We start from the raw sequence: 19,057 nt of genomic DNA, 5'->3' as shown, positions 1-19,057 counted from the left end.
TTTCCCGTAACCAGCCAACAGCCGTAAGGGAGAAAACGCCTATTTGTGATTTTCTTAACATGGAAAAGCGTACCTTTCCAGTGTAATAAGAAGTCGATACTACTTTATTCTGCTGTTAGTTGCTGCCACGGCACCTCTTCCGGTTCTACAATCTGGTCTCCCCTTTGCCGATTTATTACCCGTTTCGATTTTTCACCTGATCACTTGCACATGTTTATCATCATTTTTTTTATTGCCTTATGGTATCTGTCTTTATTTTCTCAAACCTTTCTGCAACACAGATATGCTTCTCACGGGGCTTTTGAAATGAACCGTTTCTGGGAAAGATTTTTCTATATAGTGGCATACATCACACAGGGCTCTTCTTATATGAGCCCGCGCGCCTACGCGATCATGCACCGCATGCACCATGCTTATACAGATACCGAGCTGGATCCGCATTCTCCTTCTTACTCAAAAAACGTATTTGCGATGATGTGGCGCACCAGCCTCTTCTATCGCAGCATATTCCATAACAAGATGGCCGTGGAGGAAAAATTCACCAAAAACCTGCCCGACTGGCGGTCGTTCGACCGGTTTGCCAGCTCCGGCTACAGCCGCCTCCTCTGGGTGGCAGCCTACGCACTGCTGTTCGTGTTTTTCGCGTCGGCATGGTACCTGTGGATTCTCCTGCCCATCGTTATCGCCATGGGCGCAGTGCACGGGGCCATCATCAACTGGTTCGCGCACAAATACGGTTACGTGAATTTCCGGCTGAAAAATACTTCCGTTAACCTGTTGTGCACCGACGTGCTCATGCTGGGCGAGTCGTATCATAACAATCACCATAAACACCCCTCGTCCCCGAATTTCGGTATCCGGAAATACGAAATAGACCCGGTGTATTATGCCATCAAATTCCTGAGCTGGCTGCGGATCGTCAGGATCCCGCGGGTTGCGCAGGCCAATTAGTTTTCTCACACTTAAATCATACAAGATGAACATTTATGTATCTAACCTCATGAATTATATGAAAGACGAAGATCTGCAGACCCTGTTTGCACCTTTCGGAGCAGTGACTTCATGCAAAGTAATTATCGATCGATATACCGGCGCATCACGCGGGTTCGCATTCGTTGAAATGTCCAGCGACACCGAAGGCAAAGCAGCCATCGACGAACTGAACGGTAAAATCATTGACGGGAGGGCGCTTAGCGTAGCCATCGCAAAGGAGCGTTCTGAAAAGCCGTTCACGAACAACCGGAACTTCAGATATTAAACGGCCGTGTTTATAATTGCTGCATAGTGCTTAAATTTGCACTATGCAGTTTTTTCGTTTATACCTGCCCGTATGCGCCCTGTTAATCCTCCCGTTCCGGGAAACCCACGCGCAGCAGGCCTCATTAACCCTCGAATCCGCCGGCCGCTTCGACGGGGCGTTTGCCCCCGCAGTACTCCAGGGCCGGAAAATATTCCTGCACAGCTCAGGCAACATCGTGGTGGATAAACCGCTCAGCCGCCTCCGCAACGGCGGCAACATCGCGCGCAAAGCAGGCTTCGCCGGCGCCATCGATGCCGGCGGTAAAGTGATGCTCCCGTTTGAATACGATGAAGTGGACGAGGACTACGACTTTCACTTTCTGATCCTGAAAAAGAACGGCAAAACCGGCGTTGCCGACAGCACCGGACAGGTGCGGGCAAAACCGGTATATGACGAGATCACCGCGCTCAGCGCCGGCGCCGTGGCATTTAAACGCGGCAGCCAGTACGGCTGGATAAGCCTGGCGGACGGGAGCGTGCATCCTTCACCCGGCCGCCTCTCCCGGAGTTACGTAAGCCCCGAGGTGTTCTACATCGAACAGGGCGAACGGAAAGGCCTGCTCCACCAAAACGGCCACCTCATTGTCCCTGCCAGGTACGATATGATCTTCGCCGCCTACCCGGGCACCGTCATTTATGAAGGGAACGGCAAGGCGGGCATGATGGATTTGCAGGGCAATGCGCTCGGTAAACAGGTGTATGAATCCCTCGTGTATGCTTACGACGACAGCGTGGTGCGCGCCAAACTGGGCGGCAAAACCGGCCTCCTCGGCCCGGCGGGCGAACTGTCGATCCCTGCAAAATATACCGACATCGGCCGGTTCACCAACGGTCAGGCAGTGGTGTCGCTCAACGGCAGGTATGGTGTAACGGATAAGAGCGGCCGCGAGATCGTTCCCCTGGAATACGACGGGATAAAAACTACCGACGCCCTCGGCCGCGAAATACTCAACTATGCTGAGAAAGTCATACTGAAAGACACCTTCCGCGCGTACGTGGTGACAAAACAGGGGAAGTACGGTCTCCTGGCCTGGAACGGGAAACCTTTGCTGCCGCTGAATTACACCGCGGTGGGAGTGGAAACGCTCAACGGCCGCGCGTATGTGTTCGCCCAAAAGGGCGGTAAAACCGCGCTGTTCAGCCAGGAAGGGAAGGAGTTGATCCCGGCGCTGTACGATGAGCTGATACCGGCCACCGACGCCAACAGGGGATTCACCTATTACGCCACGGATGCGGCGCGGCCGGCCGCTTCCGCCATGGTACGCGCTATCAACGGCGATCGCAACGGCCTGATCGGCCTCGATGGCGAAACCATCGTGCCCGTGCGCTATGAAAGCCTGCGCTGGGAATCCAACGGCCTGCTGGAACTGAAGAACGGCGACACCACCACCATCGCGGCGGCGGACGGGAAAATCATCCGTCCACCCGCCTACCGCCGGTACTATTACATGGTGGCGCCCGATCGCATCGTGGAAGCCGGCGAAAACGGCACGCGCCTGACCGATCTGGACGGTAAAGTGCTGTATGATCTGAAAAACTGGGAATACAACAAAGCGAAGAACAACATCGGCGATTCGTCGTTTTTTTACGCCGGCCTCATGAAAGCCGGCGATTACCGGGAAACGAACCTGTTCATCACCCGCGACGGGCAGGAAGTGCGCTTCGAAGGATACACGGACGTAAGCCCGTTTTACAATGGCCTGGCCGTTGCCTACAAAGGCAGAAAAATCGGGTTTATCGACAGCACGGGAAAAGAAATCATCCCGGTACAGTGGGACGATGTGCGGCATGCCGGCTCCCCGCCCAAGCCATACAAAATAGTAACCCTCGACGATAAAACCGGCCTGATGGACCGTCGCGGCCAACTGTTGCTGCCGGTGGAATACGACCGCATCACGGAAAGCAGCCCGGGTTATTTCCTGATCGTGAAAGAAAAACTGACCGGCCTCGCAGACAGTACCGGCCGCATCGTGCTGCAGCCGGTGTATGCATACATCGCCCCGAATCTTTCCATCAATGGGCTTATGCTGGTGAAAGGCGCCAAAAAGGGCCTCGCCACGCGTACAGGAAAAATACTTATCCCCGCCGAATACGACGATCTTGAACTGAATTACGGCTATGATGCCAAAGGCTGGCCGGTCATGGTGAAGCAGGGCAACACCGTGCGCTACTTTAACGAAAACGGGCAACTGCTGCCGGTTACCGCTCAAAAAATGCTGGAACGATGAAACGATTTTCTCTCTTTTCTTTTTTGTTGATACCCATGACCGTCGCTGCACAGCAGGACAACAGCGGGACCGTATTTGTGAACGGTTACGCCCGCATTACGCAGGGCGCGCAAAGCTGGTACATGGATACGCTGGGGAATAAGGCATTTGATGCGGCCACCCCGCTCACCGGTAACAACGCCGGTAAACAGCTGGTGCAGAAAGGAGCCCGCTATGGTATCACGGGCCGCCGCGGCGAATGGCTGCTGCAGGCGGAATACGACACGATCGATATCCAGTGGGGCGACATCTGGAAAGTCTCGAAAGACGGCCGGCAAAGCTGGGCCGACTCTACCGGCAAACTCCTCCTGCCGCTCAGCTTCCAGGAAGCGGGGTATCTCGACGGCCGGTATTTCGACGTGAAACAGAACGGCCGCTGGGGCATCTATGATTCGGAGTCCGAACAATTTGCGATACCCGCGGAGTACGAAGGATTCGACTACTGCGGCGGCTGCGGCCGTAAAGGGGATTACGTGCTGGCGAAGAAGAACGGCAAATGGGGCGTGATCGGTTTTAACCGGCAACAACTGGCGCCGTTCGTGTACGACCATGATCATTACCGCATGCGCAGCGACGAATGGGTGACCGCCTTCACGCGCAATAAAAAAAACGTAGTGCTGCATCTCGGCACCGGCAAGGAATACCCGGCCGGCGAAGTGCTGGGTAACGGCATGATGGTGTACCGCGGTGATCAAAAGGGCATGGGCATGATCAATGGGGCGGGCGTGGAAGTGCTGCCGCCCGTGTACGAAGATATTGCCAGCCCCGACCCGGATTTCGCCGCCGTTACCGGTTATGTGAGCATTCAGCGGAACGGCCGCTGGGGCCTGGCGGATACAACCGGCCGCATTCTCATCCAGCCAACGTATACGGAGTTTTTTACGACGGTGTTCGACAGCCTGTTCCGCACCCAGAAGGACGGCCTCGATGTACTCCTGAGCGCAACCGGTAAAAGCCAGTTGCCGCAGGGCTGCACCGACCTGCGAATCCTCCGCGATGCCGGGGCGGCCGCGTTCCGGAAAAACGGCCGGTATGGCGTTTATTACGCCGCCACGGGCCGCGTGGTGCCGCCCGCATACGAGGAAGTGAACGAAGTGTTTTATGGCAGCGACTGGCTGAAAAGCTGCCTGAAAGTGGTGAAAGACGGCTGGAACGGGTTGCTGGATCCGGACGGCCGGGAGATCGTGCCGCCGCAGTTCGACGAAGAATTCACCGGCCTCGCCGGCAACGACGGCGCCCGCCTTGTGGTGGTACGCAAAGGCTCATTATACGGGCTGTTTAATGGGGCCGGCCGGCGCGTCACACCGGCGGAATACCATTCCATCAGCAGGGGGCCGGCCAATACCGCCCTGCTGCGGGTGTCGAAAGAATCGGACGACGATATCCGCTACGGCATCATCGATACCGCCGGGGCCGTGGTGCTGCCGGTTGCCTACGACGATATGCGGGTGATCAGCGATTCGCTCCTGCTGCTAGGTAAAGGCGATCAGCGCGCTGTGATGAACATTTTCACCAAAAACATTTTCTCCCTGCCGGATACGGCGTCCGTCATTATCGTGGACGCCCATACGCTGCAAATCGGCCAAACGGAAGGCAACTACCTGTACGACCTCCGCACCCGGTCCGCCATCACCCCGGTGTACGGTTACATCGGGGGATTCGACGGCGGCGCCGCGCTGGTGACAAAAAACCACAAAGCCGGCATGATCGGCGCGGGCGGCAAGGTGCTGCTTCCGCTGGAATACGATTTTGCGGTGGACCTGCAGCACGGCCTGTGCCTGCTCGGCAAAGGGGACAAATATGGCGTTGCCGACAGCACCGGCAAACTGATCGTTCCCCTGCAATACGACTACAGCGGATCCGCTTACGACATCGACTACCAGCGCGGCCGCTACCTGCTGCTGCGGCGCAACAATGCCGAAGGCGAAGTGCGTCTCGGCGTGGCCGACCTGCGCGGCCGGGTGCTGCTGGAGCCGGTGTATGACAACGTGCTGTTTGATGAGGCCGGGCAAGGTTTCATCGTCAGCCAGAACCGCCGCTTCGGCATGGCGCTGGCAGACGGCCGGCTGGCGGTGCCCTGTGAGTACGACGATATCGTGCCGGCTTCCATCAACCGGTACGCCGGCACCTTCACATTCAGCTGGCCGCTGCTGTGCAAAAAAGACGGTACGTTTGAGTACATCCGCGCCAACGGGCAGCCGCTGCCAGTCAAGGTCACCACCATCGGTGATACGGGTGCGTACGCATGGTAAGAAGCGAAAATCGGATTACAGAAAGGTAATTTGCTATAACGAAATGTGGGGAAAAGGTGGTTAATTAGGTAGAACAAAATTCCACTTATGAAAGCTAAATCTACCCCCTTTCTACTGGCACTCTTATGCCTGTTCGTATTTCATGCCCGTGCCCAGATGGTGTCTGTCCAGAACGGGCAGCTGGTGTATCTGAAATACGCCAACCAGGGCCAGACCAATGCAGACAACCAGGTGCCCGATTTCTCCAACGCCGGTTACCGCGGCGGCGGTGTGTCGCTGCCCTTCATTCCGGTGGTGGACAGCATTGCGCCCGTTGAAGGCAACAACCAGGCCCACATCCAGGCGGCCATCGACCGGGTGAGCGCCCTTCCGCCCGATGCCAGCGGTTTCCGCGGCGCCCTGCTGCTGAAAGCAGGCGTGTACCCGGTAGACGGGCAGCTGCGCATCCGCGCCAACGGCGTGGTGTTACGCGGTGAAGGCAATGGCCGCGAAGGCACCGTGCTCATCGCCACACAGAAAACGAATCACAACTTCCTGTACGTACAGGGCACCGGTAGCGGTTACGGTGAAGTGGCGGGCAGCAAAGTGCGCATCACCACCCCGTTTGTAGGCACCGGCGCCAAAACGTTCGCCGTGGCTGCCGGTCACACCTTCCAGCCCGGTAACAAAATCGTGGTGCAGAAAACGCCCAACGATCTCTGGATCGATACGCTGCAAATGCGCCAGTACGGCTGGACGGCCAGCGGTTACAAAACTACCTACGAGCGCGAAGTAGTGGCGGTCAGCGGCAACAGCATCACCATCGACATCCCGGTTGTAGACCCTATCGAAACGGCCTTCGGCGGCGGCGAGGTGTTCAAATCCAACATAACCGGCCGCATACAGGAAAGCGGCGTGGAGAACCTGCGCATCGAATCGTATTTTCTCAACAACGACGACGAGAGCCATGGCTGGATTGCCGTGGTATTCACCCGCGCCGAAAACTGCTGGATGCGCGATGTGATCGCCAAGTACTTCGGTTACGGCGCCGCGAGCATTTCCGGGCAGAGCCGCTTCATCACCGTGCAGGATTGCGCGATGATCGATCCGAAATCGCAAACCACCGGCGGCCGGAAATATTCCTTCAACCTCGAAGGCAATTCCACCAGCAACCTCTACCAGCGCTGTAAAACCTGGGGCGGCCGCCACGATCTTGTGAGCGGTTCCAAAGTGCCCGGTCCCAACGTGTTCCTCGATTGTTTGTCGGACAATACCCGCGCGGACATCGGGCCTCACCACCGCTGGTCTACCGGCCAGCTGTACGACAACGTGTACGGCGGGCAGATCCGCGTGCAGAACCGCGGCGCTTCCGGCAGCGGCCATGGCTGGGCGGGCGTGCAAACGATGTTCTGGAACGTGTATTCCTATACGAGCGATGTGAAGGTGGAAAGCCCCATCGGCGGCCTCAACTGGGGCATCGGCGCGGTGGGCAAAGCCCGGAACGGGGCAGGGTACTGGGAGAGCTGGGGCGCGCATGTGCTCCCGCGCAGCCTTTACCTGGCGCAGCTGCAGGAACGGCTCGGCGAAGCGGCGGTGAATAACATCACCACGCCGGAACAGCGCGCCGGGCGCATCTGGGACAGCCTGCTGGCGCAAACGCGCCGTATCGCAGCGGAACCGAAGGTGCCTTATTTCGATACCGATACGCTGAATTCCTTCGATATCACCGATAACGGCGGCATCATCAACGGGCAGTATCCCAACACCGCCAAACCGTCTGAAAATTTCACGAGCCTGATCGATAACCTCATCACCACAAAATATTACGCCAGCGGCCGCAAGGCGCTCTGGGTGGAGTATATAGCGCCCCGCAAGGCTATCCTCAGCCGGTACACCATCACCTCCGGAAACGATGTGCCGGAGCGCGATCCCAAAAACTGGAAACTGCTCGGCTCTAACGACGGCAGCACCTGGGCGGTGCTCGACAGCCAGCTGAACCAGGCTTTCGACAGCCGGCGGCTCACGCGCTCGTTCCCGCTCGATACCAATACCACGGCATTCCAGTATTACCGCCTGCAAATCACCGCCAACAACGGGCATTCCGGCACGCAGTTTTCCGAATGGGAACTGTGGGAGCGGCGTTTGCAAAGCATCACCTTCAACGAAGTGCCGCCCATTACTTACGGCGACGAGCCTTTTGAACTGCTGGCCGGCAGCAACGCGGGTTTGCCCGTTACCATGGAAGTGATCAGCGGGCCGGCCGCATTCGTGGATTCCACGCTCGTGTTCAGCGGTGCGGGAGATGTAGTGGTGCGCGCTTCGCAGGCTGGCAACGAACAGTATTTTCCCGCTACCGCGGAGATTACCATTCACGTCAGCAAAGCCGCGCAAACGGTGACTTTCCCCGTGATCGCGCCGCGGCTGAAACATCAAACGGCGACCCTGAGCGCTACCGCATCCACAGGATGGCCAGTCACGTATTCGGTCGTGTCCGGCGGCGGGATCATTACGGACAACCAGATCAAACTCACCGAAGAAGGGCTGGTGATGGTGCGCGCCACGCAGGCAGGAAATGAAAACTATGATACGGCTTCTGCGGATCAGAGCATCCTTGTGCTGGGCCCGGGCGTCATCAAAGATCCCATCGATATCAAAGTATATCCCAATCCCACGCGCGGCCCGTTAACGGTGCAGCTGCAAAGCAAAAAGGAGGCGACCTATACCTTCCGGGTATTCGACCGGGCGGGCAACCAGGTGGCCTACGCCATTATCCCGCAGGGGCAGGCGGATACCTACGTTTCACTGAACCTCTCGGCGTTGCGGCACGATCTGTATCTCCTGCACGTCACGGATGGAACGGACAAAACGGTGAGGGGTATCCTGAAACTTTAAAACGAAAAGGGCGTCTCAAAAACAAATACCGGCCCCGGGAGCTGCATGAACGGATAATTGACTCCGTCGGGCAGCCTGAAAAAAAGAGGCTGTATCAGATTTTGATACAGCCTCTTTTTATGCCGGTATTTTGTTGTTTTGTTGCACGGCAGCCTGCTGCCAGCAGTCGAACACCTTCTCGAAAGCATCGAACACGCGGTGGATGATATGCACCGCCGTGCGTGATTCGTGCTCGCTGGGGTGATAGTTGTTGTAAGCCGCGCTTTCGTGGTCCTCGCTGGTTTTTTCCATGGCGTGATTGGCCTCCGAATGGGCGTGCAGCTGTCCGAAATATTCCAGCTCGTCGGCTTTGCCCATGTCGTGCACCAGCTGGAACACCGGTTCGTTAAAACATTCGAAAGTGGCTTCCAGCGCCTCGATCATCACCAGTTTATAAAACGGCGTGAAGTAAAGCCGTGCGAGATGGATGCTTTCATACACCACGTTGCGCACGGGGCGGTATTCGTCCGTCCATACCAGTTCGAACGCTTTTGCCCGCGGGAGGTTCAGGAAATTTTTACCGTGGCTGAGGCGCTCGAGGTCTTTGAGGTACCATTGCCAGTGAAAGGAATCTTCTTCACAATGGATGTTAACGCTTTGCTGCATGGGGTCGGTGCTTTTTTCATCCTGGAGGGTGTGGAGGATGTCTTTGAAACCCATTACAAAAAACAGCATCACAGGGGTAAAGCTCAGGCGTGATTCGGGGGGCAGGGAGTTGTCGGCGATCATAGCGCACAGGGCGGAACGGCGCAGCTGTTCCTTGCGCATTTCGAGTGTCTGGATAATCTGTTGCATATTTTCAGGATTAGCCTGCAATACTATATGCCGCGGCCGTCTTTTTCTGCCCGTTTGCCGCTGAAATGCCTGCAACGGCTGCTGAACACGCAAATTTAGTTGCCGGGTGGTGCAAAGTGATTAAATTTGAAGTGTAACCGTTAATGTTATCGAACCCGACATGACCATCAAGGATATTGAAAGTTTACTGGAGCAGGGCGCCTACGAAGCCGCCCTCCGTGCTGCCGAGACCTACCTGGAAACTCACCCGGCCGACGCCGATGCCCTGTACCTGAAAGCAAGAAGTTTATTTGAATGCTCCCTGCGTCCAGACAGCGAAGAACAGGCCGCCGAGCTCATCAACAAGGCCTACGAAGGGTTCAGCGAGGCGCTGGCCGCCAACAGCGGGCACCGCGAGGCGCTGGAATACCGCGCCTACACCGGGGCCTGCAGCCAATATATCACCGGCCGCGAAGACGCCGTAATGGCCGATCTCGAGCGGCTCCTCGAAAGCGGCGACGACGTTTCCCGGCTGCGTTACATGCAATGGCGCAGCACCGCTTACCTGCGCGACGGGCTGCACGATGCGGCCATCGCCGATCTCCGCACCATCATCGACATGGCGGGTCAGACCTTTCCCGATGAACCGGCACAACGCAACGAAATAGCTGCCGGCATGTGGTACAATATCGGTGAAATTCAACAGCAGCACCTCGCCGAGCCCGAAGCCGCGCTCGACAGCTACCGCGAAGCATTCCGCCATTCGCCCTATAAACGTGAATACATTACGGCCGCCGCGCTTGCCCTCGAAATGGGCGCCTATGAGTTGGCGGAACAGCTGATGGACGTGCTGCCGGTAGTGCTGGGCCAGGTGGACGACGCCTTCGGCAGCCTCCTGCAACAGGTGAAAGAAGCCTATGCCGCCCATCCGGACAATCCGGATGTGGCCGTCATGTATTGTAAAGCCACCGCCGGCGTGCCTTCCGTGATGTTCGACGTGGAGGAGGAAGATGTGGTGCTGGAACAGATTTCGCTCGGCAAAAAAATGATGCAGCAATTCCCGGAAGAAAAATATTTCGCGCAATATACCGGCAAGACTTTTTTCGAAGTACAGCAGTTTGCAGAAGCCATGCCTTACCTCGAAAAAGCCATCGCCACCGACAACCCTCATCCCATGGCGATTGCGCGCTGGTGTTATGCCAAATACAAACTGGAAGGCGCCTTCCCGGACAACTGGCCGGATTCGGAATATTATTTCCCGTACGACTGGTACCTGTCTGCCGCTGTTTCTTCCGAATGGGAAACGGCTTCTCCCGCCGCCAGGGAACAGCACCTGGTGCTGAATAAATTCCTGTACGCCAAAGCCATCGCGCAATACAAGGCCTATTGGTTCGAAAACGGCGGTAACGGCACCGCCCATCACATGCTGCATTTTTCCATGTGCTGCATGAACTACGGGCTGACCCTGCACGACCTCGGCGCGTATGATGCGGCCATCGACATATATACCACCGGATACAACCTGGTGCCGTTCTGGGAACAGCTCAACGCCAGGGCCATGGCGCATTGCGAGGCAGGGCAGTTTGAGCCCGCAGTGACCGACCTGGGCGAAGTGCTGGAAAAATTCGGCGACGGGCTCGACCCGTACCAGGCCGCCAGCATCTACAACCGCCTGATCTACATCTGCGGCGGCAACCTGCACGACCATCAGCGGGCGCTGCATTGGTACGAGCGTTTTATGGAGGTGTACGACAGCGGTATGGAAGCAGCCATCGAACAGCTGCCGGACGATGAGCGCGAACGCGTAACGGCCGTGGTGAACAGCATCAAAACATCACGCGGCCTGATGAAAGGCGAAACCGACGACCTGGCGGCGCGCATCGGCATGATGGAAAAACACCTCGAAGAATTCCCGGACGACGCCAATGCCTATTTCAACCTGATGCAGCTCTATTTCCAGAACGGGCAATACGAGCACTGCGCCGGCAGCGCCACCAGCCGCCTCTCTATCGGCGAGCCCGGCCCGCTCGATATAGAAGATTATGTCAAAACCTATTTCTTCCGCGCGAAAGCCAACCGTGCGCTGGGGCATCTGCAGAAAACCTGGGACGACCTGCTGCAATGCGAGCAGTTCACCGAGCGCAACCCTGCGAGCGTGGATTATGATTTTCATTTCCTCCACGGTTATATGGGCGATGTGGCGATGGAGCGCGGCGATTATCCGACCGCCGTTGAGCGCCTGTCCAAAAGCATGCACATCGCCACCCGCAATAACTGGATCTGGAACGAATCCATCGCCGGTTACTGTTACCTGCTGGCGCATGCCTATAAGCAGGAGGGCCGGCTGAAAGAGGCGATGCAGCAACTGAAACTGATCATCCGCAAATATCCCGCACACCCCATGGCGGCGGAGAAGCTGAAGGAATGGAAGCCATGGTGGAACCTGTTTTAAGGAACAGGTACAAAAAAGGGGTGATGCAGTCACCCCTTTTTTATTAATAGCCGATATTCTTTAAAGCCTGCTTCCCCAGCCGCTCCGAGAGCTGCGCCAGGTAGAGGCTGCCCGGCGTAACCGGCGTGCCGTGGGCATCATAAATACCTTCTTTTACATAAGGGATCGTATCGAACGGTACGGCCCTGCGGGCTTTTTCCCCTTCGCAGCCGATCACCCAGTTGGCCGCACCTGGCGGCATCTGGTTGAGGTATGATCTGGCTTTGCAGTTCCAGGCCACGGCAAACCCGACCGACCAGCCGTGCCCCGAGCCCATGATGCCGCGGTTCATAAAATCGATACCGCCGTCGGGCACATGGCAATTATCGACCAGCACGCCGGTAGCCCAGCGCTGATGCGGCTGAATCCAGCCGTTGCCGCGAAAGGTGCAGTGGAGTAATACCACGGGGCCGGATACTTTCGCACCGGTCGCAAAGAAAAAGACATTATCGCCCTGTATGGTACAGCGGTTGAAGAGGAGCTGCGAACCGCTGCCGTTAAAGTCCGCCGGCTTCGCCGCGCCGATGGTCGGCACTTCGTGCATGATGCTTACCTGATCGATCGTTACGCGCGATGCGTCAGACACGCTGATGCTGTTGACGGTATTGAATACGGCGATGTCCGAAGCCCATCCGTCCGTCAGCCCCCGCATCGAAAAAGCCTTGTGGTGCCCTTCGTTGATGGTCACACTTTGTGATGCGCAGGTAATGCGGAAATGTTCGATGCCTACGTTGGCGATGATGCCGCTGTTGCTGACTTTCTGTACTTCCACGCCGGGAGGGCGCAGGTAGTGCGCGTCATAGTTGTCGGTAAGGGGAAGGTCGACGGTGATCCGGTTGCCGTCGATTTTTTTGATGGCGCGCGTAACGGGAATCACGCCTGTCATCCAGGTCTGTTTTTTACCGTCGCGCGTCAGTGCCGCCATATCCATCAACTTTATCCAGGCCGGCGTCACCGGCTTGGAAATAACGATGGTGTCGCCGGGAGCAAGGCCGGTGGCCGACTCTACCTGAAAAGTGAAAGTTCCGGCAGCCACATAGGCATCTGCGATTTTCGCCGGTGTGCCGGTCCCTGAGCTGCGTACGGCGCCGCCTGCCAGGATGCAGGCATGCGGTTTGCCCGTCAGCTGCAGTATGGTGCCGTTTTCGCCGGAACCGCTGCCGCGCAGCACCACACCGCCGGTCCGGATGGTGATGGCGCGCTCGAGCGCGTAGGTGCCCGGTTTGAGCAGCAATGCTCCCCTGAAACCGTTTACCGGCGGCAGGGCGGAAATTTCGTCAATGGCGCGCTGGATGGCATCGGTATTGTCGCCGGCAACAGGGCTGAGTGTGATTTTAACGGGAGGGGAAGGAAGGCTGACGCCGCCGCCGCCATAACCGGCATAGGAAAAATCCATGATGCGGTCGCCGCGTTCGAGTGTTTTGTAGACAAGTTTATTGCGGGCGCCTGTGCGCACCCATTCGCTTTGCGGCAACGGAGCCTGTGCCTGCGCGCCGGCTGCAAGCAGCAGGGCGGCCAGGAGTACTGAATTCCTTTTCATAACGTGGTGATGGTAAGATCGCCAAATTAGGCGTTCGGCCGGAGAAATTCAAACCACCGGTCACAATTCATATCAGCGGAATTTCCTATCTTTACACTGCTTCACAAACGTTTTTCCACAGATTTATTGCAACCCGTTCGAATTTGACGGGCATACTGCATCCAATCCATTTCACATGTTGCAAACAAACTATTACATCCTGACCGGGGGCCCCGGTATGGGTAAGACGGTTATTATCGACGCGCTGCGGCATTCGGGGTATACCTGTGTGCCGGAAACAGGGAGAGCGGTTATCCGGGAGCAGGTGGCCGCCGGTGGCGATGCGCTGCCCTGGGGCAACCGGTCCGCCTTTGCCCGCCGGATGTTCCGGCAATCGGTAACGGACTATGACGCGCACCTCGGCATCCAGGCTCCCGTGTTTTTCGACCGGGGCATTCCCGACATAACGGGCTATTTGCAGCTCTGCGGGCTGACGGTACCTCCGGACATGGCGGCCGCGAATCACACCTTGCGGTACAATCCGCTGGTATTCATCGCGCCGCCATGGGAGGACATTTTCCGCAACGACAGGGAGCGGAAACAATCTTTTGAAGAAGCAGTGGCCACCTTCGATATGATGGCCGGTACGTACCGCAGTCTGGGCTACCGGCTCAGTTACCTGCCGGAAACCAGCGTGGAAGAAAGGGTAGCGTTCATCCTGCGATCGATGCTGCCTGGTTAACTCATTCTGCGGTGATAGTTCACCTGCCCCAGGTGATAACTGACATGCGTGAGGATGTGGGACAGGAACCAGAACGTCTGCACGTCTTTGCTCTGAAATTTTACCGGGAATGTTTCGAACAGATCCGCATCCTGCAAACCCGCCAGCGTGGTGGCCACCGTTACCCTGGTTTGCTCCAGGTCGGCCAGCATTTTTGCTTTCGGGATGTTCCTGAGGCTGAACTCGCTTTCGCGGTCGCGCACAAACCCCGTTTTGCCGAGCACCGCGCCGATGAAGTGATTCAGCGAGCCGGTGAGGTGCAGGCAGAGCGTGCCCGCCGAATTGGCGACGGTGCCGCTTAACTGCCAGAGTTTGGTTTCATCTTCGTAGGCGTTGATTTCTTCCTTTAACTTTTCGATGTCCCTGTTCAACAGGTCCGCAATACCATTTACAAGATTCGTTGCCATAAAGCCATTAATTTTTGCTGAAATTATCGAATATTTTTCGACAGAAACCCATCGATCAGTTGCGCGATGTCTGCACCATGGTCTTCGAGCGCGAAGTGCCCAGCGTTGAGCAGGTGGAATTCCACGTTTTTCAGATCCCTTTGGTAAGGATACGCGCCGTCTGCGGGGAAGATGTAGTCGTGCTCGCCCCAGGTGATGAGCGCCGGCGGCTGGTGCTCCCGGAAATACGCCTGCCAGCCGGGATACAGGGCAGGATTGGTGCCGTAGGAGAGGAAGAGCCGCAGCTGGATGTCTTTATTGCCGGGGCGGTCGAGCAGGGCCTGGTCGTGCGTCCAGGTATCGGGACTGATCCGTTCCGGATCCTGCACGCCATGTGTGTATTGCCACTGCGTAGCCTCGATGGTCAGCAGTTTCGACACGCCTTCGATGGCGTCTTTGTCGCCCGGATTTCTCCAGTACGCCCGGATAGGCTCCCAGAATTCCTTCAGGCCTTCTTCGTAAGCATTGCCATTCTGGATGAGCAGGGCCTGTATCCGTTCGGGGTGCTGCTGCGCGATGCGGAAGCCTACCGGGGCGCCGTAATCCATCAGGTAAAGACTGAATTTTTTGAGCCCCACCGCATCGATGAATTTTTCCACAACAGCCGCGAGGTTGTCGAAACTGTATTCGAACTCATCTACCGACGGCATGCTGCTTTGCCCGAACCCCGGGTAGTCCGGCGCGATGAGGTAATATTTATCCTCGAGGCTCGTGAGGAGGTTCCGGAACATGTGCGATGAAGTGGGAAAGCCATGCAGCAGCAGGATGGCCGGTTTGGCGGGGGAGCCGGCTTCGCGGTAAAATATATCCAGCCCGTCGATCTTTACTTTTTTGTACCTGGTCATGATGTTTGTTTTTTTAAGTGATTGTATTTTATACCAATTGGTCAAATATTGTACAAAAAAAAGCCGTTAGCTTTTTTCGAAGATTTTTAAGTGCATGGTGACGATTGTTTCCAGGTCTTTGCGTGTGTACATCCGCCGGGTGATGTGGAGGCCGCACCAGCAGTTGATGAGATACCGGGCCGTGTCTGCCGGCACGAGGGAGGCGGGCAGGAACCCGTCGCTGGTACCTTGCCGGATGTATTTTTCGTAAATGGCCGCCACTTCCCTGAATTGCTGTGCGGCGATTTTGGCCAGTTCTTCGTCCACGCCGCTCATTTCCGTCAGTACGTTGGAATAGAAGCAGCCCCTGTTACGGGCTTCGGGATCCTTGCTGCGGGCTACGCCGTAGAAAATCTCTTCAATGGCGTTGAGCGGGTTGTGGTGTTTGCCGAAGACGGCCTGGATATCCTGCACGATGCGTGCGGCGACGAACTGAAACACTTTCAGGAACAGTTCCCGTTTATTGCCGAAGGCATTGTACATGCTGCCCTTGTTGAGCGCCATGGCCTGGAGGAGGTCTTCGGTGGAAGCGCCTTCATAGCCTTTTATCCAGAAAACGCCGGCAGCGCTTTCAAGGGCTTTGTCTTCATCAAATTCTCGGTTTCTTCCGGCCATGTTTGTTCGTTTGATGGAACAAAACTAGTAATTTATACCAAACGGTCAAAATTATTTTTTTGCATCGAAGATTCCCGGTTGCGGGAAATAATATGCAGGAAAACGAAGGTGATGAACCGGCCGGCGGCGGCGTCTTAAAATGCCAGCAGGATTTTGGCCGTGCCCGCGTCGCGGGCAGTTGTTATTTCCTTGAAACGATCCGGGGTGCCCATTTCTATGCCAACGCAAAGCAGCAGGGTCATTGATGCCGGTATATCGCCCTGGATGCGGAGATCATCGATGATCGTCTCCGGCATCGGCTCGGTGACATGATACCATGCAGTAAAACAAAACTGCACGTCCGTCATAGCGGGCTCACTGTATTTCCCATTTTCAAAAACGACATCACCCATTGTTCCGAGCGACAGCACAAAGCGGTAAAATTGTTGCTCCCATGGAAGATGAAGTTGTACGCCGGGGAGCAGCGGCGGAATGGTAACCTGTGCCCGTCCTTCTTTGCGGTTGGCGGATACGGCCACAGGATTGCAAACCACTGTGTCGAAAGCATGCACCGTGTTGAAGCTGAAGCCGGTGATCTTCCCTGCGTGCTTGGACAGGAAAATGCTTCTTTCACCGCGCAGGCCTTCTGCATCCAGCACCTGTATTTTTTTGCCGAGGCTGTTAAGCGATCCGGTGAACTTGGTATCGCCGAGGTGCCTGATGGGAAAAGTGGCACGGCGGAGAGCAGCGGTGAATGTGGTACAGGCTGCGAATTCCCTGTAGTTCTCCCTGGTGCGCTGGAAACTTTGCCCCTCTTTTACCTGGGCTGCGGAGGGGCCGCCTTTGGAGCGAATGATCGTTTTGTCGGAGTCTTTTCGTTTATAGGCCGAGAATGGGCCGAACTTGCCGGAGAATTCCGGCATACCGTTAAAAATTGCCATTGGTGTATTGGTTTAGGTGTTAACAATCGGGTTTCAGTGAAACGAATGTAGGGGAAAATCCGTTTTTCACCAAGAGGGAAGGTACCTTCATGGCAGGTATATAGTACCTATAAGGTACCTATATAGTATCTCTATAAAGGGGTACTATATAGGTACTATATACGTACTTTAAAGGTACCTTACAGGTACTATACCTACCATTAAATCTCCACTCTTTGCCCTGTTTCCATCGCCTTGTAAATCGCCTGGAGGATTTTTACGTCCTGCCGTCCCATTTCACCGGGCACGGGCGTCGGGCGGTCGGAGCGTACGGCAATGGCGAAATCGTCCATCTGGCGGGCCTGCTGGTTCACCTGCGGCAGTTTCATCGGGCCATCGGAAGTTTTGCCCCGGATGCCGGAATAGGGGTAGGCGGGCGATAATTCAAACCAGCCTCTTTCGGCCTCGGCCCGCAGCAGGTTCATTTCTTCGGAGTAGGAGGTACGGCATTCGGCGATCATGCCGTCGGCAAATTCCATCTGCCAGGTGAGGGACTGTTCCACGCTGGCAAATTTCACCGGATCGGTTTTGGGGCCTTCTTTGGCGGTGACGGCAATGGGCTCGCGGCCGCTGGTATAACGCACGCCCTGCACGCAATAGATGCCCACGTCCATCAGCGGGCCGCCGCCGGCGAGTTTTTTATCGAGGCGCCAGCCCTGCGCATCACCCATGCCGTTATAGGCTTTGATTTTTTTGATCTCGCCATATACCTTGTTCTGGCCGAGTTGTTTCATCTGCAGGTTATGCGGCTCAAAGTGCAGGCGGTAACCAATGGAAAGCATCTTGCCGGCTTCCTTGCAGGCGGCGATCATCCGGTCGCATTCTTCCACGGTGATGGCCATGGGTTTTTCGCAGATCACGTGTTTGCCCGCCTTTGCGGCGCGCACCACATATTCGGCGTGTAGCGCGTTGGGCAGCACCACGTACACGATGTCGATATCGGGATTGTCTTTGATCGAATCGAAATTATCGTAGTTGTAAATATTGCCGTCCGGGATGTTGTATTGCCGTTTCCATTGCCGGGCTTTATTGGGCGAGCCGGTTACGATGCCGGCCAGGTAACAGGCTTCCGTTTCTTTCAGGGCCGGCGCCAGCTGTCCGCCCGCATACTGCCCGAGGCCCACCAGCGCAATGCCGAGTTTACGGGGCACTTCAGCGGCAAGCGCTTGCGGAGCGGACTCAATGATACCGGCGGGTTCGGCGGCCTCCGCCATTTCAAGGGTGGAAAACATCGAGATGCCTTCCATGCCGATGATGGTAATACCTGCGTTCACAGACAGCTGTTGCAGGAACTGCCTTCTTGAATAAAATCCGGGTTCCATCATGTACGGTTTGGGTGTAGGGGTATGGAGGGAAAGAATCATGCCAGCCGGAACAGCCATGGGAGAGAAGAAAATCGCTGTGGAATTTATTACCCGGCTGGCCAAAAAAAACTCCCCGGTGGCCCGGGGAGTGTTCGAAAATCAGGGATTAAGCTGTGCAACAGCTTCGGCCAGCCGTCCCCGCATTTTGCTGATCCGTCGCCCCCTGAAAAAGAGATACAGGTTAAAAAACAACATCACGCCGAGGTATACGCAGAAACCGCCGATCTTGGTGCTGAGTTTTTCCAGCATGGTGCGCGTTTCCACGATCTCGGAGCTGATCTGCATGATGTACAGGGCGCATCCGAGGTTCAGCAGATAAAACCCCGTCTCGAACAGTTTATTGGTGGCAAGGGCGATGTCCGCTTTGCCGGAAAAGATATCCATCATAAACACCTTGCTGTTTTTGAACAGGGTGTGCGCTACGAACCATGTCAATACGATCACAACGGGCAAATAAATCAGATAGGCGAGGAAGTTGTAAGAGGGTTGCATCATG

General features: G+C 56.2%; 15 protein-coding genes. 7 read left to right on the top strand and 8 right to left on the bottom strand.

The genetic code is table 11. The features are described from left to right. Positions 1 to 210 precede the first annotated feature (210 nt). From EGT74_RS15730 to EGT74_RS15710, 5 genes are all read left to right on the top strand, one after another. A complete protein-coding gene (locus EGT74_RS15730) occupies positions 211 to 951 on the top strand; it encodes an acyl-CoA desaturase (RefSeq protein ID WP_123847536.1) in 741 nt (246 codons plus the stop codon). A gap of 25 nt (positions 952 to 976) precedes the next feature. After that, positions 977 to 1,258: an RNA recognition motif domain-containing protein gene (locus tag EGT74_RS15725; RefSeq protein WP_123847535.1), complete on the top strand. Its 282-nt coding sequence runs from the start codon at positions 977 to 979 to the stop codon at positions 1,256 to 1,258. 43 nt (positions 1,259 to 1,301) lie between these two features. Next, positions 1,302 to 3,527 (top strand): WG repeat-containing protein, encoded by a 2,226-nt coding sequence (locus tag EGT74_RS15720; protein ID WP_123847534.1) that lies wholly within the window; start codon positions 1,302 to 1,304, stop codon positions 3,525 to 3,527. After that, entirely contained in the window at positions 3,524 to 5,818 is a 2,295-nt protein-coding gene (locus EGT74_RS15715) for a WG repeat-containing protein (protein ID WP_123847533.1), read from the top strand. The genes EGT74_RS15720 and EGT74_RS15715 overlap by 4 nt, the downstream gene beginning before the upstream one ends. A gap of 87 nt (positions 5,819 to 5,905) precedes the next feature. Beyond that, a complete protein-coding gene (locus EGT74_RS15710) occupies positions 5,906 to 8,689 on the top strand; it encodes a T9SS type A sorting domain-containing protein (protein WP_123847532.1) in 2,784 nt (927 codons plus the stop codon). Between the two features lie 117 nt (positions 8,690 to 8,806). On the opposite strand, the gene EGT74_RS15705 is transcribed toward EGT74_RS15710, so the two are convergent. Next, positions 8,807 to 9,523, bottom strand: coding sequence for a hypothetical protein (locus tag EGT74_RS15705; protein WP_123847531.1), 717 nt, complete (start codon positions 9,521 to 9,523; stop codon positions 8,807 to 8,809). 160 nt (positions 9,524 to 9,683) lie between these two features. Between EGT74_RS15705 and EGT74_RS15700 the strand changes: the two genes are divergently transcribed. Next, on the top strand, positions 9,684 to 11,954 hold the full coding sequence (locus EGT74_RS15700; protein ID WP_123847530.1) for a tetratricopeptide repeat protein: 2,271 nt from the start codon (positions 9,684 to 9,686) through the stop codon (positions 11,952 to 11,954). 43 nt (positions 11,955 to 11,997) lie between these two features. On the opposite strand, the gene EGT74_RS15695 is transcribed toward EGT74_RS15700, so the two are convergent. Next, positions 11,998 to 13,533, bottom strand: a complete 1,536-nt coding sequence (locus tag EGT74_RS15695; protein WP_123847529.1) for a hypothetical protein — start codon at positions 13,531 to 13,533, stop codon at positions 11,998 to 12,000. Between the two features lie 175 nt (positions 13,534 to 13,708). Between EGT74_RS15695 and EGT74_RS15690 the strand changes: the two genes are divergently transcribed. After that, on the top strand, positions 13,709 to 14,254 hold the full coding sequence (locus tag EGT74_RS15690) for an AAA family ATPase (protein WP_123847528.1): 546 nt from the start codon (positions 13,709 to 13,711) through the stop codon (positions 14,252 to 14,254). On the opposite strand, the gene EGT74_RS15685 is transcribed toward EGT74_RS15690, so the two are convergent. From EGT74_RS15685 to EGT74_RS15660, 6 genes are all read right to left on the bottom strand, one after another. Next, positions 14,251 to 14,700: a DinB family protein gene (locus tag EGT74_RS15685; RefSeq protein ID WP_123847527.1), complete on the bottom strand. Its 450-nt coding sequence runs from the start codon at positions 14,698 to 14,700 to the stop codon at positions 14,251 to 14,253. The genes EGT74_RS15690 and EGT74_RS15685 overlap by 4 nt on opposite strands. 23 nt (positions 14,701 to 14,723) lie before the next feature. Further along, positions 14,724 to 15,584: an alpha/beta fold hydrolase gene (locus EGT74_RS15680; protein ID WP_123847526.1), complete on the bottom strand. Its 861-nt coding sequence runs from the start codon at positions 15,582 to 15,584 to the stop codon at positions 14,724 to 14,726. Positions 15,585 to 15,650: 66 nt separating this feature from the next. Then, positions 15,651 to 16,238, bottom strand: coding sequence for a TetR/AcrR family transcriptional regulator (locus EGT74_RS15675; protein WP_123847525.1), 588 nt, complete (start codon positions 16,236 to 16,238; stop codon positions 15,651 to 15,653). 134 nt (positions 16,239 to 16,372) lie between these two features. Next, the gene (locus tag EGT74_RS15670) at positions 16,373 to 17,158 is read right to left on the bottom strand and encodes a hypothetical protein (protein ID WP_123847524.1); all 786 of its coding nucleotides are present in this window, start codon (positions 17,156 to 17,158) and stop codon (positions 16,373 to 16,375) included. A 200-nt stretch (positions 17,159 to 17,358) separates the two neighbouring features. Further along, complete coding sequence (locus EGT74_RS15665) at positions 17,359 to 18,522, bottom strand: Gfo/Idh/MocA family protein (RefSeq protein ID WP_220392888.1); 1,164 nt, start codon at positions 18,520 to 18,522, stop codon at positions 17,359 to 17,361. A 138-nt stretch (positions 18,523 to 18,660) separates the two neighbouring features. Beyond that, a complete protein-coding gene (locus tag EGT74_RS15660; RefSeq protein WP_246008228.1) occupies positions 18,661 to 19,056 on the bottom strand; it encodes a hypothetical protein in 396 nt (131 codons plus the stop codon). Position 19,057 lies beyond the last annotated feature (1 nt).

This window comes from Chitinophaga lutea (assembly GCF_003813775.1).
Taxonomy (GTDB): Bacteria; Bacteroidota; Bacteroidia; order Chitinophagales; family Chitinophagaceae; genus Chitinophaga; species Chitinophaga lutea.
The sequence above is the reverse complement of the archived record's forward strand: the minus strand, read 5'-3'. Positions and strand labels throughout refer to the sequence as shown.